Source organism: Synechococcus sp. MEDNS5 (assembly GCF_014279875.1).
Taxonomy (GTDB): domain Bacteria; phylum Cyanobacteriota; class Cyanobacteriia; order PCC-6307; family Cyanobiaceae; genus Synechococcus_C.
In genome coordinates, this window is record NZ_CP047952.1 from 1,915,877 (window position 1) to 1,938,120 (window position 22,244).

At 60.7% G+C, this 22,244-nt stretch carries 24 protein-coding genes and 1 riboswitch; of the genes, 19 read left to right on the top strand and 5 right to left on the bottom strand.

The genetic code is table 11. The annotated features are described in order from the left end of the window. Positions 1–77: 77 nt before the first annotated feature. Positions 78–1,298 (bottom strand): bifunctional 2-polyprenyl-6-hydroxyphenol methylase/3-demethylubiquinol 3-O-methyltransferase UbiG, encoded by a 1,221-nt coding sequence (locus tag SynMEDNS5_RS10400; protein WP_186583316.1) that lies wholly within the window; start codon positions 1,296–1,298, stop codon positions 78–80. A 160-nt stretch (positions 1,299–1,458) separates the two neighbouring features. Here SynMEDNS5_RS10400 and SynMEDNS5_RS10405 point away from each other — a divergent pair, with 160 nt between their 5' ends. From SynMEDNS5_RS10405 to SynMEDNS5_RS10435, 7 genes are all read left to right on the top strand, one after another. Then, positions 1,459–4,398 (top strand): phycobilisome rod-core linker polypeptide, encoded by a 2,940-nt coding sequence (locus tag SynMEDNS5_RS10405; protein WP_186585962.1) that lies wholly within the window; start codon positions 1,459–1,461, stop codon positions 4,396–4,398. A 378-nt stretch (positions 4,399–4,776) separates the two neighbouring features. Continuing rightward, positions 4,777–5,262 carry an allophycocyanin gene (locus tag SynMEDNS5_RS10410; protein WP_186583317.1) on the top strand — a complete coding sequence of 162 codons (486 nt, stop codon included), beginning with the start codon at positions 4,777–4,779 and terminating at the stop codon, positions 5,260–5,262. A 39-nt stretch (positions 5,263–5,301) separates the two neighbouring features. Beyond that, the gene (apcB, locus tag SynMEDNS5_RS10415) at positions 5,302–5,790 is read left to right on the top strand and encodes an allophycocyanin subunit beta (protein WP_186583318.1); all 489 of its coding nucleotides are present in this window, start codon (positions 5,302–5,304) and stop codon (positions 5,788–5,790) included. Positions 5,791–5,795: 5 nt separating this feature from the next. Then, complete coding sequence (locus SynMEDNS5_RS10420) at positions 5,796–5,996, top strand: phycobilisome linker polypeptide (protein WP_006043293.1); 201 nt, start codon at positions 5,796–5,798, stop codon at positions 5,994–5,996. A 127-nt stretch (positions 5,997–6,123) separates the two neighbouring features. After that, positions 6,124–7,359 carry an FtsW/RodA/SpoVE family cell cycle protein gene (locus tag SynMEDNS5_RS10425; protein WP_186583319.1) on the top strand — a complete coding sequence of 412 codons (1,236 nt, stop codon included), beginning with the start codon at positions 6,124–6,126 and terminating at the stop codon, positions 7,357–7,359. 103 nt (positions 7,360–7,462) lie between these two features. Further along, positions 7,463–8,131 carry a cytochrome c biogenesis CcdA family protein gene (locus tag SynMEDNS5_RS10430; RefSeq protein WP_186585963.1) on the top strand — a complete coding sequence of 223 codons (669 nt, stop codon included), beginning with the start codon at positions 7,463–7,465 and terminating at the stop codon, positions 8,129–8,131. A 2-nt stretch (positions 8,132–8,133) separates the two neighbouring features. Then, positions 8,134–9,426, top strand: a complete 1,293-nt coding sequence (locus SynMEDNS5_RS10435; protein ID WP_186583320.1) for a cytochrome c biogenesis protein ResB — start codon at positions 8,134–8,136, stop codon at positions 9,424–9,426. Here SynMEDNS5_RS10435 and queF read toward each other — a convergent pair. Continuing rightward, positions 9,398–9,808 carry a preQ(1) synthase gene (queF, locus tag SynMEDNS5_RS10440; protein WP_186583321.1) on the bottom strand — a complete coding sequence of 137 codons (411 nt, stop codon included), beginning with the start codon at positions 9,806–9,808 and terminating at the stop codon, positions 9,398–9,400. The genes SynMEDNS5_RS10435 and queF overlap by 29 nt on opposite strands. A 157-nt stretch (positions 9,809–9,965) precedes the next feature. Next, positions 9,966–10,041, top strand: a riboswitch (Glutamine riboswitch). A 62-nt stretch (positions 10,042–10,103) separates the two neighbouring features. Between queF and SynMEDNS5_RS10445 the strand changes: the two genes are divergently transcribed. From SynMEDNS5_RS10445 to SynMEDNS5_RS10455, 3 genes are all read left to right on the top strand, one after another. Beyond that, on the top strand, positions 10,104–10,307 hold the full coding sequence (locus SynMEDNS5_RS10445) for a DUF4278 domain-containing protein (protein ID WP_186583322.1): 204 nt from the start codon (positions 10,104–10,106) through the stop codon (positions 10,305–10,307). Positions 10,308–10,377: 70 nt separating this feature from the next. Then, entirely contained in the window at positions 10,378–10,599 is a 222-nt protein-coding gene (locus SynMEDNS5_RS10450; protein ID WP_186583323.1) for a hypothetical protein, read from the top strand. 41 nt (positions 10,600–10,640) lie between these two features. After that, positions 10,641–10,979, top strand: coding sequence for a P-II family nitrogen regulator (locus SynMEDNS5_RS10455; protein WP_186583324.1), 339 nt, complete (start codon positions 10,641–10,643; stop codon positions 10,977–10,979). Between the two features lie 8 nt (positions 10,980–10,987). Here the strand turns inward: SynMEDNS5_RS10455 and SynMEDNS5_RS10460 are convergent, their stop codons facing one another. Continuing rightward, positions 10,988–11,821 (bottom strand): TlyA family RNA methyltransferase, encoded by an 834-nt coding sequence (locus SynMEDNS5_RS10460; protein ID WP_186585964.1) that lies wholly within the window; start codon positions 11,819–11,821, stop codon positions 10,988–10,990. Positions 11,822–11,919: 98 nt separating this feature from the next. On the opposite strand from SynMEDNS5_RS10460, the gene SynMEDNS5_RS10465 reads away from it, so the two are divergent. The 4 genes from SynMEDNS5_RS10465 to SynMEDNS5_RS10480 are packed head-to-tail and all read left to right on the top strand — an operon-like array spanning position 11,920 to position 15,005. Beyond that, positions 11,920–12,138: a hypothetical protein gene (locus SynMEDNS5_RS10465; protein WP_186585965.1), complete on the top strand. Its 219-nt coding sequence runs from the start codon at positions 11,920–11,922 to the stop codon at positions 12,136–12,138. Positions 12,139–12,187: 49 nt separating this feature from the next. Continuing rightward, a complete protein-coding gene (gene purB, locus SynMEDNS5_RS10470) occupies positions 12,188–13,483 on the top strand; it encodes an adenylosuccinate lyase (RefSeq protein WP_186583325.1) in 1,296 nt (431 codons plus the stop codon). 26 nt (positions 13,484–13,509) lie between these two features. After that, positions 13,510–13,611: an adenylosuccinate lyase gene (locus SynMEDNS5_RS10475; protein WP_186583326.1), complete on the top strand. Its 102-nt coding sequence runs from the start codon at positions 13,510–13,512 to the stop codon at positions 13,609–13,611. After that, on the top strand, positions 13,608–15,005 hold the full coding sequence (locus tag SynMEDNS5_RS10480; RefSeq protein ID WP_186583327.1) for a class II fumarate hydratase: 1,398 nt from the start codon (positions 13,608–13,610) through the stop codon (positions 15,003–15,005). Before SynMEDNS5_RS10475 ends, SynMEDNS5_RS10480 begins: the two co-directional genes overlap by 4 nt. Before the next feature lie 18 nt (positions 15,006–15,023). Here the strand turns inward: SynMEDNS5_RS10480 and SynMEDNS5_RS10485 are convergent, their stop codons facing one another. Beyond that, positions 15,024–17,798, bottom strand: a complete 2,775-nt coding sequence (locus SynMEDNS5_RS10485; RefSeq protein ID WP_186583328.1) for an RNA helicase — start codon at positions 17,796–17,798, stop codon at positions 15,024–15,026. Between the two features lie 9 nt (positions 17,799–17,807). Then, positions 17,808–18,725, bottom strand: coding sequence for a bile acid:sodium symporter family protein (locus SynMEDNS5_RS10490; RefSeq protein ID WP_186585966.1), 918 nt, complete (start codon positions 18,723–18,725; stop codon positions 17,808–17,810). Positions 18,726–18,797: 72 nt separating this feature from the next. Here SynMEDNS5_RS10490 and SynMEDNS5_RS10495 point away from each other — a divergent pair, with 72 nt between their 5' ends. The 5 genes from SynMEDNS5_RS10495 to SynMEDNS5_RS10515 are packed head-to-tail and all read left to right on the top strand — an operon-like array spanning position 18,798 to position 22,243. Beyond that, complete coding sequence (locus SynMEDNS5_RS10495; RefSeq protein WP_186583329.1) at positions 18,798–19,946, top strand: aminotransferase class I/II-fold pyridoxal phosphate-dependent enzyme; 1,149 nt, start codon at positions 18,798–18,800, stop codon at positions 19,944–19,946. Continuing rightward, on the top strand, positions 19,943–20,671 hold the full coding sequence (locus SynMEDNS5_RS10500) for an alpha/beta hydrolase (protein WP_186583330.1): 729 nt from the start codon (positions 19,943–19,945) through the stop codon (positions 20,669–20,671). Before SynMEDNS5_RS10495 ends, SynMEDNS5_RS10500 begins: the two co-directional genes overlap by 4 nt. After that, entirely contained in the window at positions 20,668–21,426 is a 759-nt protein-coding gene (locus SynMEDNS5_RS10505; protein ID WP_186583331.1) for a methyltransferase domain-containing protein, read from the top strand. Before SynMEDNS5_RS10500 ends, SynMEDNS5_RS10505 begins: the two co-directional genes overlap by 4 nt. Beyond that, positions 21,423–22,091 (top strand): dethiobiotin synthase, encoded by a 669-nt coding sequence (bioD, locus tag SynMEDNS5_RS10510; RefSeq protein WP_186583332.1) that lies wholly within the window; start codon positions 21,423–21,425, stop codon positions 22,089–22,091. Before SynMEDNS5_RS10505 ends, bioD begins: the two co-directional genes overlap by 4 nt. Continuing rightward, positions 22,088–22,243, top strand: coding sequence for a hypothetical protein (locus tag SynMEDNS5_RS10515; RefSeq protein ID WP_186583333.1), 156 nt, complete (start codon positions 22,088–22,090; stop codon positions 22,241–22,243). Before bioD ends, SynMEDNS5_RS10515 begins: the two co-directional genes overlap by 4 nt. Position 22,244: the final 1 nt, after the last annotated feature.

Sequence of the window (22,244 nt, forward strand, 5' to 3'; positions counted from 1 at the left end):
GGTCGCAACTGATGCTGCACTTGATTCGATCGGAGTGGTAGCCAGCAAACAACGCCTGAGAAAGCGCGCGGAATCTATCACGCGTTTTCCCCGCCCCCCCCTGCTTCAGCAAGGGGCAAAAGCAGACGACGTTGGATCAGAGTCCTTGCCACATCAGCAGTCCAGGGGCCGAGACCAAGCTCACCAAGGGAATGCTCAGGATGGGCGTCCACGGCCTCGAGCAGCTGCTTTTCCTGCGCAGACAAAGCAATCGGCTCAAGATCAGGACCCAGCAAGCTGGCGGAAGGCCACCCCCACACACAGGACTGGCGGCGGGTCCGCGCTCTTAACAGGTCTCCATCGTCTTCCCAGCGCCGCTCTTGAAGAGGCTTCCGCGCAACAAAAAACTCGAAATGACTGATCTCCGTGTCGAGATCCTCGATCAGAAACCACTGATCCTCGACAGGGAGTGCTTGGGCCCGTGCGAGGAGGTCACCGTTCAGAAGTCGAGCCGGATCCCAGACCGAAGGATTGGAGAAACCAACGAAATGAAGCCCGGAGGCCTCGATCAGGGCAAACAGGGTTTCGAGGTCATAGCTGGTCTCCTGGGGATGCAGATACATATCTGCGAAGTTGGCGTCAGCAGCGGTGTCGATTAGCCACCGCTGTTCATAGTTACGGCGAAGGCGATTGGATTCAGGGAGCACATCCAACAGCTCCCGGCCAAGACGCAGAGCCTCACTGTCCTGTCCCACTCCAAGCCTGGTTAGGGCCTTCTGCGTGCGATGGATCTCCCAACGCCCAGCATTGGCGTAAAGGAAGAGATGCATCAAGCCGTCGTCGTCCAGCAGCGCAGCAAGCGCCTTAAGACCAGCCAGAGGCTCACGCAAATGATGCAACACACCAACGGAATTGATGTAATCGAACGGCCCCTCACCGTTCAGATCTAGAAGGCTCCGCTGCTCCTGACGCAGTGATCGAACCTGCATCGCTCCTCTGGAGCGATGCAACCGCTCTCTGGCCACGTCTAGAGCACCGGCGCTGATGTCGACGGCCAGCACCTCGGCTCCAGGGTTGAGATGGCAGAGATAGTCGGTGCTCACGCCAGTCCCACAGCCCGCATCAAGGATTCGAAGAGGCGTCGCTGCATGATCACGCTCAGGGATCTCTCCCCTCACTGCGCCATCGACGCTCTCCAGACACCACCGCCAGTTGTACCCAGGAGGTGGGCCGTCCTGGATGGGGTCACCCGGATAGGGGAAACGGTCGTAGAAATCACTCACCACCGGGGTGGCTGCGTCGGATGGGGTTGGATTCATCAGCTACGGGCTCCAGGGGCCGATCGGCTTGCGATGGAGCATTTCATGCGCCCTCGCAATGCGTCACTTCCGACAGCAACCCCTGCAAACATTTGTTCATGGCACTCCAAGTGCTCTGGGCACGAGCCGTAACCTGGCCGGATCCGGCTTGCTTCCGTTCATGACCGTGACCGCCAGCAGCGGCAGCCCCAGGGTCTCCCCCCAGCTGTACGACACACTGCCGCTCTCCAGCGTTCGCCAAGCGGAGCAGCAGGATCGTTTCCCCGATGGTGGGGAGCTGGACTCGCTAATCACTTTTTTCCGGAGCGGCAACGACAGGCTCGAGGCCTCGCGGATCATTGCGGCCAACGCTGAGTCGATCGTGGCTCGAGCGGCCAACAGAATCTTCGTGGGCGGCACACCCCTCTCCTTCCTCGAAAGCCCTCTCACAACCGGAGAGGATCGGAAGGTGGGTGATGACACACCCCTGGCAGCGGATCAAGTCGCCTTCGAACAATCGGTCCGCACCTTCACAGGAGAAAGCGGAACCACCAAGCGCGGCAACTTCCTCACCAGATTTCTGGATGGAACGAGCGGAGATGCCGATGTCCGTGTGGTGCTTCCCACCGGGTTCAACGCCATCAGCGTGGCCAAATACGGTCCGGCGTTCATGCGCAAATCCGTGCGCGACATGGGCTGGTTTCTCCGTTACGTGGGCTATGCCCTTGTCGCCGGAGACCCAAGCATTCTCTCGGTGAACACCCGAGGACTTCGGGACATTCTTCTGAAGAACTGTTCATTGACGGCGACCAACGTGGCGCTGCAGGAAATGCGTGCGGCCTCGGCCCAGCTGCTTCGTGAGCTGCCTGAAGCGCGCCGTCTCACGATCGACTGCTTCAACGTTCTTCTCCAGGAACTGGCTGTCGCCACCCCATCCACACGGCAGAAGCCTGGGAGCGCCGTCCGCCAGGGCCTGCAGCTGCCAGCGATCTATGCCTTAGCCGCCGAGTCAGCCCAGCGCTTTGAAATGCGTCCCGGTCTCTCCGGCGCCGAGAAAGCTGAGGTCGTGAAAGCCGCCTATCGACAGGTCTTCGAGAGAGACATCGCCAAGGGCTACTCCCAAACCCCCTGTCGCACCGAGGCAAGCCAGCTCTTGCAGGGCAAGATCTCCATGCGCGAGTTCATTCGCGCTCTGGGCCGGAGCAAGGAGTATCGAACCCAGTTTTACGGTCGCTTCGTCAACAGTCGAGTCGTGGAACTGGCCTACCGACATTTCCTCGGCCGTGGCATCAGCTCCCTCGAAGAATTCCGCAAAGCGTTCTCGATCGTGAGCGAGCAGGGCCTGAACGGACTGGTTGATGTACTCGTGAACGGCAGTGAGTACGCCCAGACTTTTGGGGAGGAAACGGTTCCCTACCTGCGCGATCTTGGTGAAGAAGCCCAGGAGAGTGCCGGCTGGGGTTCAAACCGTCGTTTGTTCCGGTTCAGCGCACCCTTCGAGGGGGCTCCTCAGTACGTCACGCTCTACGCCTCCTACCGCCAGCCGCTCGGGGATCAGCATGTCTATGGCGGAGGCAATGATCCCGTCGGCAACCAATACGGCGCGATCTTCCCCTCGTCGACGGCGGCGGTCGCAACGCGACCGGCGCCGTTCGGCTACGACACCCGCCGACTGCTGGTTAGCAACGGCATGGCCCAACCCGGCCAGATGGACAGTCCTCAGTTCCGAGGCAGCCGCCCCCGCAAGGTCGGCCCGAGAGTGTTGCGTCTTCAGCAGATCGCGACAGGTGGCGCCGCCGTGCCTCGCCGAGGTGGCCAGCCCAGCATTCGCAACACCGAATCCTCCACCCAGGCAGTGATCAAAGCGGTTTACGTGCAGGTTCTCGGAACAGCCGGCTACGCAGGAGAGCGGCTCAGCTCAGAGGAGGCTCGACTCGAAAACGGAGACATCAGTCTTCGCGACTTCGTGCGTTCCGTTGCCCGCTCCAATGCGTTCCGTCGTCGCTACTGGGAAGGTCTCTACATCACCAAAGCCATCGAAGTGATGCATCGCAGACTTCTGGGGCGACCCACCTTTGGTCGCTGGGAAATTGATGCTCTTTTCGACACCGCTGCCCGCCAAGGCTTCTACGGACTGGTTGATGCGTTGATCAACGGACAGGATTACAAGGATTGCTTTGGTGAGGACACCGTTCCCTACGAGCGGTTCATCACGCCAGCTGATCTGAACACGCGCCGGGCACCCGCCCTGCGACGCCCCATCGATCTCACAGCTGTTGTCGACTTGACCATGGGACGTCGTCCCGACCCGGTTCGCAACGATCGCATGCGCACAACCAGCGATGTCACCAATAGGAATCTGAAGGGTCAAACGCAAACCGCTGCCGGTCAGTGGCGCGCTGAGGTGAGCTCCATGCCGGCATCCCAGTGGACGGCGCTGATGCGTCGGCGTCCGCAGAGAACAGCAGCCCCAACAGCATCTCCCGAGGAAGCGGCAAAAACCTGGAGCCGAACGATCGACTCCCGGTTCACCCGAACCACCCAGCAGGACCCACGCAAGGAGGGGATGCAGTCGGCTTTGACCCTGGGAGACGCCTCTGGTTATCAGCGTCGATCAGGACTGCCAGTGAAGCGTTCACTTCCACGCAACCCCAGCGAATCAGAGCTGAGAGAGGTTGTTGATGCCACCTATCGGCAACTTCTCAACCGGGTCCCACTGGAAAGCGAACGGCTCATCACCAGCGAATCCCGACTGCGAGATGGCCAGATCGACCTCGAGGGGTTTGTCGCTGCAGTCGCCACCAGCGAAGCCTTCCTGGAGAGACTCTCCAGAATGGCGCCGTTACGCGCTGCCACCGCAGCCACGATGGCACTGGTTGGCAGAGCATCCACTCCAGCAGAAACGAGTCGTTTTTTGGTCTTGAGAGCGGAGTCAGGGCAAAGTGCAGCTGTTCAGGAGTTACTGAAACTTCGTTCCAAGCTCGGATTCGAACCCTCTGAGGTTCCTGACTTCCAGGGTCTGAACTCCCAGCCAGGCGTGGCCCAGTCAACGCTGACCCGCACAGCGTCCCTCTACAGCGGCAACGCCGGACTGACACCACCACCAAGCCAATCCCTGTAAGCACTCCTCAACCGTCACCGCACTCTTTATTTCGGATTACGACAACTCGCAAATAACAACGCCAGAGGTATCTCAACCGCTGGCTTTTTAATGCCTGATTATCAAAACCTGAGTCCGGAATGAAGATCTGTTACCAGCACCAAACCCTGCCTGGAAGCTGCCTGAGAATCACACTCGATCGGCCTCACCTTTCGGGTGATGCCCGACGGCATCCCCGAAGGTCAACAGATACAACATCTGACGGCCCTCAAGCTCGAATCTCCACGATCTGAGCACCAGCGGCCCTTAAGCTGCTTACCGATCTCTGTCGAGATCACCACCACCACACACCGGATATCGGTCTCCTACGGGCGGCCGCTTGCTTCGAGGTAGAACTGCATGAGCATCGTCTCCAACTCGATCATCAACGCGGACGCCGAAGCCCGCTATCTCAGTCCAGGAGAACTGGACCAGATCAAGGCCTTCGTCGGCGGCGGACAGCGTCGTCTTCGAGTCGCTCAGGTTCTCAGCGAGAGTCGTGAGCGCATCGTCAAAACGGCTGGCGGTCAGCTGTTTCAGAAACGTCCCGACGTGATCTCTCCCGGAGGCAATGCCTACGGCGAGGAAATGACCGCGACCTGTCTTCGTGACATGGATTACTACCTGCGTCTCGTGACCTACGGGGTCGTCGCAGGTGATGTGACCCCCATCGAAGAAATCGGAGTGATCGGCGCCCGTGAGCTCTATCGCTCCCTGGGCACCCCCCTTGAAGCCATGGCTGAAGCGGTCCGTGAAATGAAGACCGTCGCCATGGGCCTCCTCAGTGGCGCCGACGCCGAGGAAGCTGGTTTCTACTTCGACTACGTGGTCGGCGCCCTCGCCTGAATCACCGGACTTCACGCCCCTTTCCGTCACCTCTGATCCATGCAAGACGCGATCACCAACGTCATCAACAAGTCCGATGTTCAGGGTCTCTACCTGGACACGTCGTCCATGAGCAGCCTTGAGAGCTATTTCGCCAGCGGTGAGCTGCGCGTGAAGGCTGCTGCCACCATCAGTGCCAATGCATCCTCGATCATTCGTGATGCAGTGGCCAAGGCTCTGCTGTACTCGGACATCACCCGTCCGGGCGGCAACATGTACACCACCCGTCGCTACGCAGCCTGCATCCGCGATCTGGATTACTACCTGCGTTATTCCACTTACGCCATGCTGGCTGGTGATACGTCCATTCTCGATGAGCGGGTGCTGAACGGCCTTAAGGAGACCTACAACTCCCTCGGGGTGCCCATCGGTGCCACGGTCCAAGCCATTCAAGCCATGAAAGAAGTCACCGCTTCCCTCGTCGGCCCGGATGCAGGCAAGGAGATGGGTGTCTACTTCGACTACATCTGTTCCGGTCTCGGCAACTGAGACCGATGCGGTTGTTCAAAGTCACCGCCTGCATTCCGAGCCCTGAAAAGGTTCGGACCCAGCGCGAATTGCAGAACACCTTCTTCACGAAGTGGGTTCCGTACGACAGCTGGTTTGCTGAACAACAGCGAATCCAGAAGCAGGGAGGACGAATCATCAAGGTTGAACTCTGCACTGGCTCACGCCAGGTGAATGTCGGAAATTGAAGGCAGTACAAACGCTTGCGAACCCGGCCAAGGCCGGGTTTTTTTTATGACCAATGCCTTGGCAAATCGTGGTTGAGACGGCTCAATACACTTATTCCCTTTTGCACTCTTGAGCAGCCCGTCCGTGATGTCCAGGAGGAGTCGATCCTCACGGTCGGGCACCGTGAGGACTCGCACGAATCCTGAAAAAGATTCGAGGCCGTTCTGGGAACGTCACCTCCCCCTCGATTGGTCATTGTGGCCCGCGGAAGCACGACTGTTGCTCACGCTCACAGCCATTTGGAGCCTTGCAGGCTTGCTGGTACTGGCCTCTGCCAGCTGGTGGGTTGCAGCGCGTGAGCAGGGTGAGGGTGCTTACTACCTCAAGCGGCAACTGGTGTGGATGGCCGCAAGCTGGAGTTTGATGGCGTTCACGGCGTCCACCAATCTGAGGCGCTGGCTGAAACTGGCTGGCCCTGCTCTCTGGATTGGATGCCTGCTCATTGCCGCCACACTGGTGATGGGAACCACGGTGAACGGTGCCAGTCGTTGGCTCGTGATCGGACCGATCCAGATCCAGCCATCCGAGCTCGTAAAACCGTTTGTGGTGCTGCAAGCAGCCAACCTCTTCGCGCACTGGAAACGCACCGGCCTGGATCAGAAGCTTTTGTGGCTCGGCAGTTTTGGGCTGTTGGTTCTCCTGATCCTGAAGCAACCCAACCTGAGCACCGCAGCTTTGAGTGGATTGTTGATCTGGTTGATGGCCTTTTCGGCGGGCTTGCCCCTCGTTTCACTGTTCGGAACGGCGATCGGAGGTGCTGTTCTGGGCACGGCGAGCATTTTGATCAATGAATATCAACGCCTCAGGGTGATTTCCTTCCTGAACCCCTGGAAAGACCCTCAGGGTGATGGCTATCAGCTGATTCAAAGCCTTCTGGCCATTGGCTCGGGAGGTGTGTTCGGAGAGGGATTCGGGCTTTCAACTCAGAAATTGCAATATCTGCCGATCCAAAGCACCGACTTCATTTTTGCGGTGTATGCCGAGGAATTTGGACTCGTGGGCTCTCTGCTTCTACTGCTCTTCTTGATGCTGATTGGCTACCTGGGCCTGCGCGTGGCGCTGCGCTGCCGCAGCAATCAGGCGCGCCTTGTTGCCATTGGCTGTTCCACACTGCTGGTTGGCCAATCCATCATGAATGTGGCCGTGGCCTCCGGGGCCATGCCTACAACAGGTCTGCCCCTACCCCTGATGAGTTACGGGGGAAACTCTCTACTCTCCAGCCTGATGATTGTGGGACTACTAATCCGCTGCTCTCTGGAATCCACCGGACTGATTGGAGGCCGTGGCCAAAGAACATCGAGCAGGCCTCTTCGGCGGCACTGAGGCTCTGATCGATAGGCTTGAGCTCTGTGATTTCCGGCCGACCGGCACGACCATCGCCTTCCTCGACCTAGCGCTTTCGGATCTGGCACGAAGCGGCGAGCAGCTGCTGAATCACGCTTTGGCACAACCAGGACCCCTCAGTCTCGGCGTGGTTCTGATTGGAGGAGCCTTGACCAGCCTTGGGCCCTGCTCCCTCTCCCTTCTTCCGGTCACCCTGGCTTATCTGGCCGGTTTTGAAGGTCGGCAGGCCCCCTGGCAACGCAGCCTGGCATTTTCAGCCGGAATCGTTGGCGCGCTGGTGATGCTGGGAAGTCTCAGCGGTTTGCTGGGCGGAATCTACGGCCAGGTGCCAGGGCTGATCCCAACCCTGGTGGCAGGACTCGCCATTGTGATGGGCCTCAATCTTCTGGGTGTGGTTCGAATCCCCCTGCCGGCGGGCCCAGACCCCAAAGCCTGGAGCACCCGAGTGCCGGCACCGCTCGCTCCCCTGGCAGCTGGTCTGGCTTTTGGCTTGGCGGCCTCGCCCTGCACAACCCCAGTACTGGCCGTTCTGCTCGGCTGGATCGCCAGTACAGGCAATGTTGTTGTTGGAGTTCTATTTCTGAGCAGCTTCGGGATCGGCCAGGTCCTGCCCTTGCTCTTGGCGGGCAGCATGGCTGCTTCCCTGCCGAAATTGATGGCGCTCCGCCCCGTGAGCCAATGGATCCCCAGCATCAGCGGAGCCGTGCTGATCACGGTGGGATCACTCACGCTGCTTGCGCGGCTGGTTTAACGATGCGCACATTCAATCGCTTACTGGCGATTCTTTCCGACCTTCGCCTGGCCATTGTGCTGCTGCTGCTCATTGCGGCGGCCAGTGCTGTGGGAACGATTCTTCCTCAGCAAGAAGCACCTGAGCTGTACCTGGAACGGTTCAATGCCGATCCTTGGCTTGGATTGATCAATGGTGACCAGATGCTGGCCTTTCAGCTGGATCACCTTTACTCAAGCATTTGGTTCCTGTTCCTACTCGCCTGGCTCGGCGTGGCCCTGATGCTTTGCAGTTGGCGCAGGCAATGGCCGGCTCTGCAAGCAGCGATGCGTTGGATTGATTACACCCGTCCGCGTCAGCTGAGCAAGCTGGCCCTGGCGGAAACGCTCAGCTGTGCCAGCAGCGATGGCGCACTGTCCAGCCTGGCGACAGAACTGAAATCGCGGGGTTGGCAGGTGAGACAGCATCAGGATCGCTTTGCAGCTCGCCGCGGCGTCGTGGGACGGGTCGGTCCTCTGCTGGTTCACACGGGTTTGGTGCTTTTGCTGATCGGCGCCGCCTGGGGAGCCCTCGCCGGACAGCGCCTGGAACGTTTTCTGGCACCAGGACGATCTCTGGATCTTCTCGATGCAGCAGGCGCCAATCGCCTGAGTCTCACCCTTGAGCAGTTTTCGATCACGCGTGACCCTGCCGGTCGCCCCGAACAGTTCCAATCCACGCTGACACTGTCACCACCGGGGAAGGAGGACGAGCTCCGCACGATCAGCGTGAACCATCCACTCCGCTATCAGGGTATGACGGTTTACCAAGCCGACTGGTCCTTAGCTGCCATCACGGTGCAGATCGGCAGGAGTCCGATGCTGCAGCTTCCCCTCAGCACTTTCCCGGAGCTGGGAGACCAGATCTGGGGGCTTGTCCTGCCGACGCGTCCGGACGGCAGTGAACCCGTCTTTTTGAGCACCAGCAGTGAACAGGGTCCAGTGCAGGTCTTTGGTTCGGACGGTGCACTGATCACCAATCTGAGACCTGGAGGCGAAGGAGCAGACGTCAGGGGCTTACCCCTGAAGGTGATCGACATCCTTCCTGCCAGTGGGTTATTGCTCAAACGTGACCCCGGCGTTCCCCTGGTCTACGCCGGCTTTGCCATCACGCTCCTGGGCGGAGCGCTCAGCATGGTTGCGACCCGTCAGATCTGGGTGATCAGCGACAACAAGCATCAGCGCCTGCACATCGGAGGGCTTTGCAATCGAAACCTGCTGGGTTTCGCTGCGGAACTTCCGCAACTCATCAGCAGGCTTGACGAGTCCCATGGCTGACCCGCACGACGGTATGAACATTGCCTCGGGGATAGAAATCAGCTTCAAGCTGCATCCAAACCGGGTCGCAGGCTGACACCAGATCATCAAGAATCCGGTTGGCCACCTCTTCATGGGAGATGGTGCGATCGCGATAACCATTCACATAGAGCTTGATCGCCTTCAGCTCAACGACGCGCGGGCCGGGCTGGTAAAGAAGCCTCAAAACAGCGAAATCCGGATATCCCGAAAAAGGACAGAGGCAAGTGAATTCAGGCAATTCAATCGAGACCTCATATGGCCGGCCAGGGCGAGGGTTGTCGAAACAGATCAACTGAGCCTCGGCAATCGCTCGCTCGCCATAGAGAGGCGTGCGGGTCGTTTCTGCAGGGGATCCGCTCATGACAGGCATCAGAAGCAACGGTTTGTAAAGAACTTAAATCCCGGCCGGAGAGGCCCAAAGCTTTCAGGGCAGGGCATTCGCTGAATTTCTTCCAGCAAGATCAGCAAAAAGTTCACTATGAACAACACTTTTGAGATAGAACTGCATTGAAGGACAAAACGTTGAGCTCAGGCGACGGTCATGCGTCTCCTTTCCAGCCGGAAGTAGCCACTCGCGCGGCGAAGCAACGCTCCTTCCCACGAAGCGGCCCCGATCAGCAATCGGGACAACCACCATCCCCTTCGAGGCTCATCTCATGACCACTCTTCAACGCACGTACCGAGGCATTGCCTACGACCCAGCTCAGCACGAACGGCTGAGCGACCAACAGGTCGAACACACCTACCGCGGAAGTCACTATGAAGCGCCCCTGCGCCATCAGGCCGCAGAGAGCGACACCGTCGAACTGCACTATCGCGGCAGCGTTTATCAGCACAGACAGCAACACGCCAAATCCTGATTCGGTATCGAATCAAACAACGACTGGCCCAGAGACCAGCCGTAATGGGTTTATATCTAAAGCCCATTTCATGGATCTCCGATTGCTGGCAGACGGCCTTTCCTATCGATTGACCCCTGCCAGTGTTCACGGAATTCTCTGGCTCCAGACCCACTTCGAGTCCCAACACTGGGAGCTCCTTGCCGATGGACGGGTGACTGTGTCGCGATTGGATGCTGAAGCCCTTTGGCAGGACGCCACCGGGGCGGGTTTAAACGTCGACCCTCTTCCAACCCTCTCACCGTCTCGGTAAGTTCCGACCTGGTCCTCCCCTAACCGCCTGAAGGTTCTGTCATGAAAAAAGTAGAAGCTGTTATTCGTCCGTTCAAGCTGGAAGATGTGAAACTCGCCCTCGTCAACGCCGGAATTGTCGGCATGACTGTGAGTGAAGTGCGCGGATTCGGCCGGCAGAAAGGCCAGGTTGAGCGGTATCGCGGGTCCGAGTTCACTGTGGAATTTCTGCAGAAGCTCAAGGTCGAAGTGGTCGTCGACGACGCACGGGTGGACACGGTCGTGACCGCCATTGCTGAAGCTGCAAAAACCGGAGAGATCGGCGATGGAAAAATCTTCATCTCAGCCGTCGAGACCGTGGTTCGGATCCGTACCGGCGATCGTGACGGCGCCGCACTCTGAAGCCCGGATCAACGGTTGAGCGTTGCTGTGACCTCTTCCTCGATCACCTCTGTTGTGACTGAGGGATCTCCTGATCCGCTCAGCCACAACAGATATTCGTGATTACCAGCGGGTCCGGTGATCGGTGATCCCACAAGCCCGCGAGCTCGCCAATTCAAGCTATTGCCTGCAGCAATCACGGTGGCAATGGCATCGCAATGGGCAGCTGGGTCGCGAACAACGCCGCCCTTCCCCACGCGGTCACGCCCCACTTCGAACTGCGGCTTCACCAGCAGCACAGCTTCACACCCACAGCAGCGATCACCCTGGTCATCCAACTGCAGCAAGCCGGAAAGAGCCGGAAGCACAAGCTGCAGAGAAATGAACGACACATCGGCCACGGCCAGTGTGGGCCTGGGATCATTCTCAGCAAAAAGCTGTTCCGGGATCAGTCGTCGCAAATTGGTGCGTTCCTTCAGCACCACCCGTTCATCGGTGCGGAGGCTCCAGGCGGTTTGTCCATAACCCACATCGATTCCGTACACCCGGCGCGCTCCATGCTGAAGCAGGCAATCGGTGAAGCCGCCTGTGGAAATCCCGCCATCCAGGCACACCCGCTCCTCGACCTGGATTGGGAACGCCAACAACGCGGCAAGAAGTTTGTCCCCGCCCCGTGAAACGAATCGCGGCGGCTGTTCCACGCGAACAACCGTGTCTTCAGCAACTTCATAACCAGGCTTCTCCAAGCGCTGACCATGGCGATCGCGCACCTTCCCGGCACGGATGAGCTGTTGCGCCTGCTGACGGGATGCTGCCAGACCCAGCGTCAGCAGATGCAGATCTAGCCGTTGTTTTCGAGGCACTGCTTCATAAAAGCAGAGTGGAAATCCGAACAAAGTCATGGGGTTCACCCCTGAACCCGTTGATGTCCGAGAAGATCACTCCAAGCCGCCTCACGGACATGTCCGCCAAGCAGCCTCCCTACCGCCGCTGCCGCAACAACAGCAACGTTCTTGAGCTCCTGCACCCTGGAGCCTTCGTCACGATCGAGAATCATCCCAATGATCTTCCCCCTTTCCAGGTGATCGAATGCCGAGGAGGCATTTGCTTGGTCAGGCAGCAATCTTGGGGTCAGCATGTGCAGTGGGAGGTTGAGCACCGTCGCCTGCGCTCGGCCTGAGCCTCCACGTCGCCGTAAGGTCATGAATTGACCGTTCGTCTGCGAGCCCTTGATCGAGCGCTACACCCTGCCCGAGATGGGCGCGATCTGGACCGACCGTGCCAAGTATCAGAGTTGGCTCGATGTAGAGGTCGCCGCCTGTGAAGCCAACTGCTCCTTAGGGCGTGTCCCTGAGCCTGCCATGGAGGACATCCGCAACAAAGCGGCCTTCGAACCGGAACGGATCCTCGAGATCGAAGCCGAAGTGCGTCACGACGTGATCGCGTTCCTCACCAACGTGAATGAGCATGTGGGGGATGCCGGGCGCTACATCCACGTGGGCATGACCAGCAGTGACGTGCTGGATACCGGCTTGGCGCTTCAGCTCAAGGCTTCAGTAGCGCTGTTGAGACAGGAACTGATGGCCCTGGATCAGGCCATCGCCGGGCTTGCGAAGGCGCACAAGGGCACCGTGATGATCGGCCGCTCCCACGCCATCCATGGCGAACCGATCACCTTCGGCTTCAAGCTCGCAGGCTGGTTGGCAGAAACCCGTCGCAACGCTGAGCGTCTCGAACGCCTCGAACGGGATGTGGCGGTGGGCCAGGTGAGTGGCGCCATGGGCACTTACGCCAACACCGACCCGGAGGTAGAGCGACTGACCTGTGAACGTCTTGGCCTGACCCCCGACATGGCCAGCACACAGGTGATCTCACGCGATCGTCATGCGGATTACATCCAGACCCTCGCTCTGGTGGGAGCAAGCCTCGACCGGTTTGCGACCGAGATCCGCAATCTCCAGCGCACCGATGTGCTCGAGGTGGAGGAAAGCTTCGCCAAGGGCCAGAAAGGCAGTTCAGCCATGCCCCACAAACGCAATCCGATCCGCAGTGAACGCATCAGCGGCCTGGCCAGGGTGCTGCGCAGTTATGTCGTCGCTGCCCTTGAGAATGTGGCTCTCTGGCATGAACGGGACATCAGCCACAGCTCCACTGAACGGATGATGCTTCCGGACTGTTCGGTCACGCTGCATTTCATGCTCCGGGAGATGACGGCTGTGGTGGCCGGTCTTGGCGTGTACCCGGACAACATGCGCCGCAACATGAATGTTTACGGGGGTGTGGTGTTCAGCCAGCGCGTCCTGCTCGGCCTCGTCGATGCCGGGATGAGCCGTGAAGACGCTTACCGAGTGGTGCAGCGGAACGCCCACAGCGCCTGGAACACCGAGGGGGGCGATTTCCGCGCCAACCTGGCCGGCGACCCTGAGGTCACCGCACAACTCAGCAGCCAACAGCTGGAGGACTGCTTCAGTACGGAGTTGCATCAAGCGAACCTGGGCGTGATCTGGGATCGGCTGAGGCTCTGATGCGCTTCTGATGCACTGACGGCACCATGTTCTGGACCCCTTACGCAGACTGGATCTATGTGGTGGTGAGCGTCAGCGGGATGCTGCTGATCATTGTCCTCGTGCTGAGGCCCCCCTCGAACCCATGACCAACGCGACGCGCACCGAACACGACAGCATGGGCCCCGTGCAGGTGCCGGAGGAGGCCTTATGGGGTGCTCAGACCCAGCGCTCCCTCAACAATTTCGCCATCGCCGCAGATCGGATCCCGACCCCCCTGATTCATGCTCTCGCCCGCATCAAGCAGGCAGCTGCGATCGTGAATGCGCGCCACGGTCTGATCAGCAGCGACCAGTGCGCCTCGATCGTTGAAGCCGCGGCCGCCATCGCCGAAGGGCGCCACGACGCTCAGTTCCCTCTGCGGGTCTGGCAAACCGGCAGCGGCACGCAGACCAACATGAACCTCAACGAGGTGATCAGCAATCTGGCATCGCTGCGTGCTGGGGAGGCTCTCGGTAGCCATCGGCCCATCCATCCGAATGACCACGTCAACCGTTCCCAGTCCACCAACGATGCCTTCCCTGCCGCCATTCATGTGGCAACCGCTGAAGCAATCAGCCGCCGCCTTCTGCCGGAACTGCAACTGCTGAAAGAGGCCTTTGGCATCAAAACGGATAACTGGGCATCCATCGTGAAGATTGGCCGCACCCACCTTCAGGATGCGGTCCCGCTCACCCTCGGCCAGGAAGCATCGGCCTGGAGAGATCAGATCGGAACCGCAACGCGACGCATCAACACCAGCCTGGAGGAAATCCTGCCTCTGCCCTTGGGAGGCACAGCAGTAGGAACGGGGCTCAACGCCCCCAAGGGCTTTTCCGTCGAGGCGGCGGCGGAGCTCAAGCGACTCACAGGCCTCCCTTTCACCACAGCACCCAACAAGTTCGCCGTGATGGCCAGCCACGACGGACTCGTGAACACCATGGGGCAACTCAGGCTTCTGGCGGTCAGCCTGCTCAAAATTGCCAATGACATCCGCCTGCTGGCCTGCGGACCAAGAGCCGGTCTCGCCGAACTGCATCTTCCGGAGAACGAGCCCGGAAGTTCGATCATGCCGGGCAAGGTGAATCCGACCCAATGCGAAGCGATGGCCATGGTCTGCACCCAGGTGATCGGCCTGGATGCTGCGGTGGCGATGGCCGGTGCTGGTGGTCATCTGCAGATGAATGTGTACAAACCGCTTATCGGCTTCAACCTGCTGCAGTCCATCACCCTGCTCACCGATGCCTGTCACTGTTTTCGAGTGGCCATGGTTGAAGGGATGGAACCCAACCGCGCACGCATCCAAAGGGATGTGGAGCAGTCCTTGATGCTCGTCACCCCGCTCACCCAGGTGATTGGCTACGACAAGGCGAGCGCGATTGCGAAGTACGCACACGAGCAGGGAATGGACCTCAGAAGCGCCGCTCTGGACCTGGGTTACGTGAGCGCTGAAGAGTTCGATCGCGTCGTCGACCCAGCCTCCATGGCCTCTCCACAGGGCTAGGAGTTTTGCGCAGGGAGGTCAGGCAGCCCTTTCGGTCGCTGGATTCAACGACTCTGATTCCGCCGCTGCAGCCTTAAGCAAGTCATCCGCTTCCGCCACAGGGAAGCGATTGATTGCCTTCAGAGCCTGGCGGGCATGGCTGCGCAGCTGCTCGCTGATCGCCTCGCAATAAGGAACCTGCGCAAGCAGATCAATGGTGCGTCGCATGATCCTCACCACATCACCCTCATCCAGCGAGGTGTTGGCGATCAGATCATTCCAGGCCACACCGCGGGCCCAGGCCTCCACCAGTCCCATGAGTTCGGGCTCCCACCAGGCAGGCACCACAACCCGGTGACGTTCCTGAGCCCGCAGCAGTTCCCGACGGATTCCCGAGAGATCATGAAGGGCCTCTTCCGCCAGCGGTGGTGGCGGAAAGCCACTCCAGAGGTCGGGGCGGTTCACTTCGGTGCTGATCGCCTCGAACACCGCAGCGAGTTCAGCCGGAGGCAGGTCATCGAGATGGCCACTCATCAACGCGAGACCCAGCCAAAGCTCGTTGTCGCCCCGCAGAGCCGCCACGGTTCTGCCGATTTCCGTGGGCACCAGATCGTCGAGAGCCCCGAAATGCTGAAGGATCTCCATCAAGGCAAGAAACGTGTCCCAGTGCCGGTTGGCACGGTGATGGAGCAGTTGCTGACGCTCGGTGATCTCTAGTTCCAGCTCCTCCATGCGCCGGCGGTGCTTCTTGAGCTGTTTGCGATCCCCCCAACGATGGGCTGGATGGGCCTCCAGCTCAGCCTCAAGCTCCTGAACAGACTGCACCTGGGTCAGAACCTCCCCGGCAAGGTCGTACTGGGGTGTGGTCATGTCATGGCGTTGGGCCATGTGGCCCACAGCGAGAGCGAGGCCACCGCTCTGCTGATCTCCATGGCGAAGCTCTCCAGCGCGTCCGAGCTCAGGCGTCTGCAGCCCCTCCACCTGCAGACAGCTCAGTTCGGCATGCAGGCTGACCACCGCCTGGCAGGGGAGCAGGAGCCAGACGTTGTCGTTGGTAAGGCAAAGCAGAAGCGGAAACTGACCGGGGCCCTCGCATTTCTCCACGATCACCGCCGGCGTCACTCCACCGCGCAACTGCGGAGCCTTGAGACTGACCAGCGTGCCAACACTGGCGAACTGGAGCGCCAGGGTGAGCTCGTGGGCCAGGGTTTCCTCGGCCTGCTGCTGAAGGATGCGCAGGAGGCGTCTTTCCTCGCGCAGGCGGCTGCGCAACTTTTCATAGTCTTCGAAATCTTCCCAGGGCACATCACCAGCTGTGCCCTGCAACTGCCCGAGCTGAAGACGCAGCTGCTGAAGAATCTCCTCCTCCTCAACCAGATCAAGACTGGCCAGATAGCGGCCAAAACTGCGTTCAACCAGTTCCCGGGCCTTGGCCAGATCGTGGCGCTGCAACAGATTGAGCACCATCCCATAGCTGGGTGTGAACTGACTGACGAGGGGATCCGCCGGGCTTGTGGCCAGCTGCCCGGCCTCTCGCACCCCTTCAAAACGACTCTGCACTGTCACCACATAGCCCTTTGAATCCAGGCCACGCCGCCCAGCACGCCCGGCCATCTGCAGAAATTCGCTGGCCATCAGCGGCCTGTGGCCCCTCTCCGTGCGCTTGGAGAGAGCGGCGATCACAGTGCTGCGCGCAGGCATGTTGATCCCAGCGGCCAGAGTTTCCGTTGCGAACACAACCTTCACCAACCCCTGCTGGAACAACTCCTCGATCAGCTCTTTCCACGCCGGCAACACGCCGGCATGGTGAGCCGCAATTCCTCTCAGGAGCGCATCGGCATGCAAGCCATCGCGCACGGCCTCGGGATTGGCCGCTGTATAGGCCTTGAGACGTTCACGGATGCGCGCTTGCTCGGACTCGTTGACCAGACACTGCACCCTGAGATCACGCACGGCCTTGTCACACCCGCGGCGACTGAAAATGAAATAGATCGCCGGCAACATCTCCCGCTCCGCCATCTGAGCGACCACAAAACTGATTGGGGGCGGCTCTGGCTGGGGAGGGCGTTGTGAACGTCCCTTGCGCTTGTTCCCCTTTGGAGCACGCCACACCTTGCAGTTGGGATGGAGGCCGGTGCCCTGGTCATTCAGCAACGGATGCAGTCCCTTGGCGCTGCAGAAACTGAACTGGAGTGGAACGGGCCTGAAGTCGCTGAGCACCAGACGCGTGGGGCCGTGAACCCGTTCAATCCAGTCGGTGAGCTGACCGGCATTGGCAACGGTGGCGGAAAGGGCCACCAGCTGCACCGGCAATGGGCAGTGAATGATCGACTCCTCCCAAACCGTGCCGCGCTGCGAGTCGTTCATGTAGTGGCATTCATCGAGCACCACCGCCTCCACATCCGCCAGCGGGTCATCGGACTCGTCAGCTTCCGCGTACAGCATGTTGCGGAAGATCTCCGTGGTCATCACCACGATTGAGGCCTCACGGTTCACGCTGAGGTCACCGGTCATCAAACCGACGTTGTCGGCCCCAAACTGTTCACGGAAGTCGCGCAGCTTCTGATTGGAAAGGGCCTTGAGAGGCGTGGTGTAGAACACCTTCTGGCCATGGGAGATGGCCCGGTAAATGGCGTATTCACCCACGAGGGTCTTGCCGGATCCTGTCGGAGCGCTCACCACAACGGAATGCCCCTGATTGAGGGCATCAATCGCCTCCAGCTGGAAGTCATCCAGCGGGAAGGGAAAGAGTTGCGCCGGATCAGGAGATCCCACACTGGCGGGCTGTGCAGCCTGGGGGTCCTGATCCTTCATGGCGGGATCTTAGGGACGCTGTCGCCATAGGGCCGCCAGAACACTGCCCAGCAGGGAGTGCATCACAGCGGAGATCGCCCCGGGGAGGGCGGTGAGCGGACTCGCGAATCCACCGGATCGGGCCAGAACCACCGCCAGTCCGGAATTCTGCATCCCAACTTCAATACTGATGGTGCGGCGCACAGCCCTGGGTTCCCCCAGAAGTGCCGGCAGCAGGAAGCCGAGCAGGAAGCCACCACCGTGGAGAAGAGCCGTGGCCAGCACAAGCAGGCCTCCCTGACGCAGAAGCACCTCGCGCTGACTGCCCACGATTCCGGCAACGATCAAAGCGATCGCCATGACCGCCAGCGGCGGCATCACCGGCTGCACTCTGGCTGCCAATCGGGGAAGCCCCTGCTTGATCGCCACGCCGACCGTCACCGGAACCAACACCACCTGCATCACATTCACCAGCAGGGTCCAGCCATCCACCGGCACGTAGCGCCCCGCCAGTGCACTCGCGAGCAGGGGAGTCACCACAACGGCAAGAAGGGTGCTCAGCGACGTCATCACCACCGAGAGCGCCACATCAGCCCGAGCGATTAAAGCCACCACATTGCTGGCTGTCCCCCCTGGGCAGCACCCCACCAGAATCAACCCAACAGCCAGCGGCGGCTCCAGCTTCAGGGCCCAGGCAAGCGATGCAGCGAGAGCAGGCATCACCAGAAACTGCGCTCCCACGCCGATCAGGGCAGCCCGCGGCGGAATCATGGCCCGGCGGAAATCAGCGGGGGAGAGCCCCAGCCCCATGCCCAGCATGATCAGCGCGAGAGACCAGACGATCACCGGCCCTGCCACCCAGGTAAACAAGTTGGGCTGCAGCAGTGAGAGCAACGCTGCCAGCAGGGTCCATAACGGGAAGAAAAGAGTAAAGCGCTCCAACCCCAAAATTGCCTCGGATGGAAACAGCAGCAAATTCACCCTCACTCTGCAGGGCGACCAGGACCCAAAGTAGAGGCTATGACTGTCCCACCCACCCGCCGTCGACGACTGCGCACCTGGGCGCCATCCCGAGATGGCGAAGGCCTGCATCCATGTCTTGACGACGAGCCAGGCTCAGCCCTGGTGGACCTGGCCAGCAATGACTACCTGGGCCTGAGCCGCCACCCGGAGCTGATCGCCGCGGCCGAGGACGAGTTGCGGCGCAGTGGTGTCGGTGCTGGTGGGTCGAGGCTGATCACAGGAAGCCGTCCTGTGCATGACCGCCTGGAGACGGCCATGGCCCGATGGCTGCAACGCGACAGGGTGTTTCTGTTTCCGAGCGGATTTCAAGCGAACCTCGCGGCGGTGATGGCCCTGGCCAACCGTCACACCACGGTGCTGGCGGATCGCCTGATCCACCATTCGCTGCTGGTGGGAGTCCAGGCCAGCGGAGCCCAACTGAAGCGCTTCGCCCATAACGATCTCGACGCTTTGCACCGGCAATTGCAGGCATGCCACAGCCAGCGCCCGGACGCCCCCTTGGTGGTGATCAGCGAAAGCCTGTTCAGCATGGAGGGCACCAACCCGGATGTGCCGGCCCTGGCTGCTCTCTGCCGGAAGTTCAACGCCAGCCTGCTGTTGGATGAAGCGCATGCACTCGGGGTCCTTGGACTTGAAGGACGAGGGCTTGGCCTGGGAGTGGAGGGCATCACCATGGTCAGTGGCACCTTTGGCAAAGCCTTCGGAAGCAGTGGAGCCTTCCTTGCCTGCGATCGAGAGCAGGCCGACGCTCTGCTGCAGACCAGCGGAGCCTTCCGGTACACCACAGCCCTGGCGCCACCCCTGGCGGCCGCCGCTCTGGCGGCATTGGACCTCCTGAAAGACCATCCCGGCTGGGGATCCGACCTGGTGCAACAAAGCAATCGCTGGAGAGATCGCTTTGAGGCCGAGGGATGGGCCCGCCCCGCCGGAATTGGGCCGATCCTGCCTCTGCTGGTGGGGAGTGATCAGCCAACGCTGGAGTACCAGCAACGGCTCGAGACAGCAGGGATGCTCACCGTTGCCATCCGCCCGCCAACCGTGCCTGAGGGCACGTCCCGCCTTCGGCTGGTGCTGCATCACCGTCAGCGCGACAAGACCCTGGATGCGCTGGTGAACACACTTCGACATGGCGAGCTCCGTCAATGAAACAGGTCATTGCGATGCATGGCTGGAGCGGGGACGGCACCGCCTGGGCGCCATGGCAGCGATGCTTCCAGCACCACGGATGGCACTGGATCAATGGAGAACGCGGCTACGGCAGCCGCAGCCCAGTCGCTCCCGTCTGGAGTGCACCACCCGATCCGGCGGCGCCGCAGCGACGGGCCGTCATCGGCCACTCCCTCGGACCGCACCTGCTTGCACCCGTCGTACTGGCCGAAGCCACAGACATTGTGCTGTTGGCCAGCTTCGGACGCTTCGTTCCGCAAAGTCCGCAGGGACGCGCACTGAAGGCAGGCCTGCAAGGCATGAGGAGCGCGATTGGAGGCCCCGGGGAAGCCGCCATGTTCAAAACCTTTCTGAAACGTGCAGCCGCACCCGCAGACGCTGATGGGCTCCCTCCCGGGCCAGGATCGCAAGCCCTCACAGCAGCGGGGAGGGAGCGGCTGCGATCCGATCTCGACCGATTAACCGCCACGACGGGTCTTCCGTCGGGTCTTCCTGCAACAGCCCGGGTTCTGGTGGTGGAAGCAGGGGCTGACGCCATCGTGGCGCCAGACGCTCGAAAGCTTTTCCTCAAGGACCTCGCCAACCACCTCGGGCATGCACCCGAGCACTGGTGCCCCAACAACGTGGGACATGCCTTGCTGATGCCGGAGCTTCCCACGCGAGTCCGGAAGTGGCTTGATCAGGACATCGAGCGACCCGGATGAAAGCAACCAGCTGGCAAGACCGCGTGTTGCGCGGGTTCGATCTGGCTGCAGAACGCTATGACCGGTCGGCGCGGCTGCAACGCTCAGTGGCCTGGCGACTGGCCGAACTCAGTCGCCGGGAAGGGATCCCCGACGGGCTCTGGGTTGATCTGGGAGCCGGAACAGGACATCTCGCAAAAGCGCTGGAGAAACTCCACCCCGGTCGCAACGTGCAGCGCATCGATGGCAGCGAGGCAATGCTGCGCGGTCATCCCGACGATGCCGAAGTTTTGCACTGGGATCTCACAACGGGTCTGCCGATATGGAGCGAGGCTCCAACCCTCCTGGCCTCGAGCTTCTGCTTGCACTGGCTTCCTGAACCGCAGCGCGTTCTGCAGCAGTGGATCCAGCGCTTGCCCCCCGCTGGGCTCTTGGCGGTTGCTCTCCCTGTGAAGGGATGCTTTCCCCAGTGGCATGAAAGCGCCAGGCGCTGCGGAGTGCGATGCAGCGCTCTGCCGTTCCCTTCCAGCGACGATTTACTGAACGCCATTCCGTCACAACAGCTGCGCGTGATGCGCCGGGTGTCCTACACGGTGACGTCACCGAGCCTGCCGACACTGCTAAAGCCTCTACGGCGAGTTGGAGCTGGCACCAGTCCTCAATCCCCTCTGCCGCTGCGGGACTGGCGTCGTCTCCAGCAAGGCTGGAGCGACCGCCGGAGCGACGGCCAGCTCAGACTCACCTGGGTGATCCAATTGCTGCTGATTCGCGGATGAATCCAAGTTCTGATCCTCTCCGGCTCGTGGTCTGCGGCACAGACACCGACGTGGGCAAAACCGTGGTGAGTGCGTTGCTGGTTCAGGGACTGGAGGCCACGTACTGGAAGCCAGTCCAGAGCGGACTGGAGGGAGGCGGCGATCGTCAGAGGGTGATTGACTTGCTGCAACTGCCTGAGCACCGCTGGATCCCGGAGACCTACGCGTTCAAGGCTGCCGTCTCACCCCATTGGGCAGCAGAGCTTGAGCACCGGCTCCTCGAGCCAGGAATGCTCCAGTTGCCCAGCGGCAACACCCCACTGGTGGTGGAGACCGCCGGAGGTCTGCACGTTCCGCTCACGCGCACCTGGAGACAGATCGACCAGCTGCAACGCTGGAATCTCCCGGTGGTCCTGGTCTGCCGCAGCGGCCTGGGCACGCTCAATCACACCTTGTTGAGTCTTGAAGCCTTGGCAAGCCGTGGGATTCCTGTGCTCGGGCTGATCCTCAACGGCCCCCTGCACGCCGACAACCCTCGAACCCTGGAAGAGCTCGGAGGAGTTCCAGTGCTGGCGGAACTGCCACCCCTCAACCCTCTCAACGCAGAGACACTCAGGTGTGCGTGGCAGAAGCAGAGGCTGGGCCTTAAGTTCATGGCCTTGATGAACCGCCCGGATCGCCGATGACAAGCCGACAGACCTGGGCCTCTGTGGCCGTTGCCCTGCTCTGCGGAGGCATTCTGGTGCTGTTCACGGATGTTGAAGTTCAGCTGGTGCGCTGGTTCAACTGCGGACCGGTCGCGACCCAGGGGGAACGCGACAGCGAGGTCTGTCGCTAGA

Excerpts from the sequence above, each read along its gene's own strand:
- SynMEDNS5_RS10400 (WP_186583316.1), bottom strand. The coding sequence starts at position 1,298 with ATGAATCCAACCCCATCCGACGCAGCCACCCCGGTGGTGAGTGATTTC.
- SynMEDNS5_RS10405 (WP_186585962.1), top strand. The coding sequence starts at position 1,459 with ATGACCGTGACCGCCAGCAGCGGCAGCCCCAGGGTCTCCCCCCAGCTG.
- SynMEDNS5_RS10410 (WP_186583317.1), top strand. The coding sequence starts at position 4,777 with ATGAGCATCGTCTCCAACTCGATCATCAACGCGGACGCCGAAGCCCGC.
- apcB (WP_186583318.1), top strand. The coding sequence starts at position 5,302 with ATGCAAGACGCGATCACCAACGTCATCAACAAGTCCGATGTTCAGGGT.
- SynMEDNS5_RS10420 (WP_006043293.1), top strand. The coding sequence starts at position 5,796 with ATGCGGTTGTTCAAAGTCACCGCCTGCATTCCGAGCCCTGAAAAGGTT.
- SynMEDNS5_RS10425 (WP_186583319.1), top strand. The coding sequence starts at position 6,124 with ATGTCCAGGAGGAGTCGATCCTCACGGTCGGGCACCGTGAGGACTCGC.
- SynMEDNS5_RS10435 (WP_186583320.1), top strand. The coding sequence starts at position 8,134 with ATGCGCACATTCAATCGCTTACTGGCGATTCTTTCCGACCTTCGCCTG.
- queF (WP_186583321.1), bottom strand. The coding sequence starts at position 9,808 with ATGAGCGGATCCCCTGCAGAAACGACCCGCACGCCTCTCTATGGCGAG.
- SynMEDNS5_RS10445 (WP_186583322.1), top strand. The coding sequence starts at position 10,104 with ATGACCACTCTTCAACGCACGTACCGAGGCATTGCCTACGACCCAGCT.
- SynMEDNS5_RS10450 (WP_186583323.1), top strand. The coding sequence starts at position 10,378 with ATGGATCTCCGATTGCTGGCAGACGGCCTTTCCTATCGATTGACCCCT.
- SynMEDNS5_RS10455 (WP_186583324.1), top strand. The coding sequence starts at position 10,641 with ATGAAAAAAGTAGAAGCTGTTATTCGTCCGTTCAAGCTGGAAGATGTG.
- SynMEDNS5_RS10465 (WP_186585965.1), top strand. The coding sequence starts at position 11,920 with ATGTCCGCCAAGCAGCCTCCCTACCGCCGCTGCCGCAACAACAGCAAC.
- SynMEDNS5_RS10475 (WP_186583326.1), top strand. The coding sequence starts at position 13,510 with ATGTTCTGGACCCCTTACGCAGACTGGATCTATGTGGTGGTGAGCGTC.
- SynMEDNS5_RS10480 (WP_186583327.1), top strand. The coding sequence starts at position 13,608 with ATGACCAACGCGACGCGCACCGAACACGACAGCATGGGCCCCGTGCAG.
- SynMEDNS5_RS10485 (WP_186583328.1), bottom strand. The coding sequence starts at position 17,798 with ATGAAGGATCAGGACCCCCAGGCTGCACAGCCCGCCAGTGTGGGATCT.
- SynMEDNS5_RS10495 (WP_186583329.1), top strand. The coding sequence starts at position 18,798 with ATGACTGTCCCACCCACCCGCCGTCGACGACTGCGCACCTGGGCGCCA.
- SynMEDNS5_RS10500 (WP_186583330.1), top strand. The coding sequence starts at position 19,943 with ATGAAACAGGTCATTGCGATGCATGGCTGGAGCGGGGACGGCACCGCC.
- SynMEDNS5_RS10505 (WP_186583331.1), top strand. The coding sequence starts at position 20,668 with ATGAAAGCAACCAGCTGGCAAGACCGCGTGTTGCGCGGGTTCGATCTG.
- bioD (WP_186583332.1), top strand. The coding sequence starts at position 21,423 with ATGAATCCAAGTTCTGATCCTCTCCGGCTCGTGGTCTGCGGCACAGAC.
- SynMEDNS5_RS10515 (WP_186583333.1), top strand. The coding sequence starts at position 22,088 with ATGACAAGCCGACAGACCTGGGCCTCTGTGGCCGTTGCCCTGCTCTGC.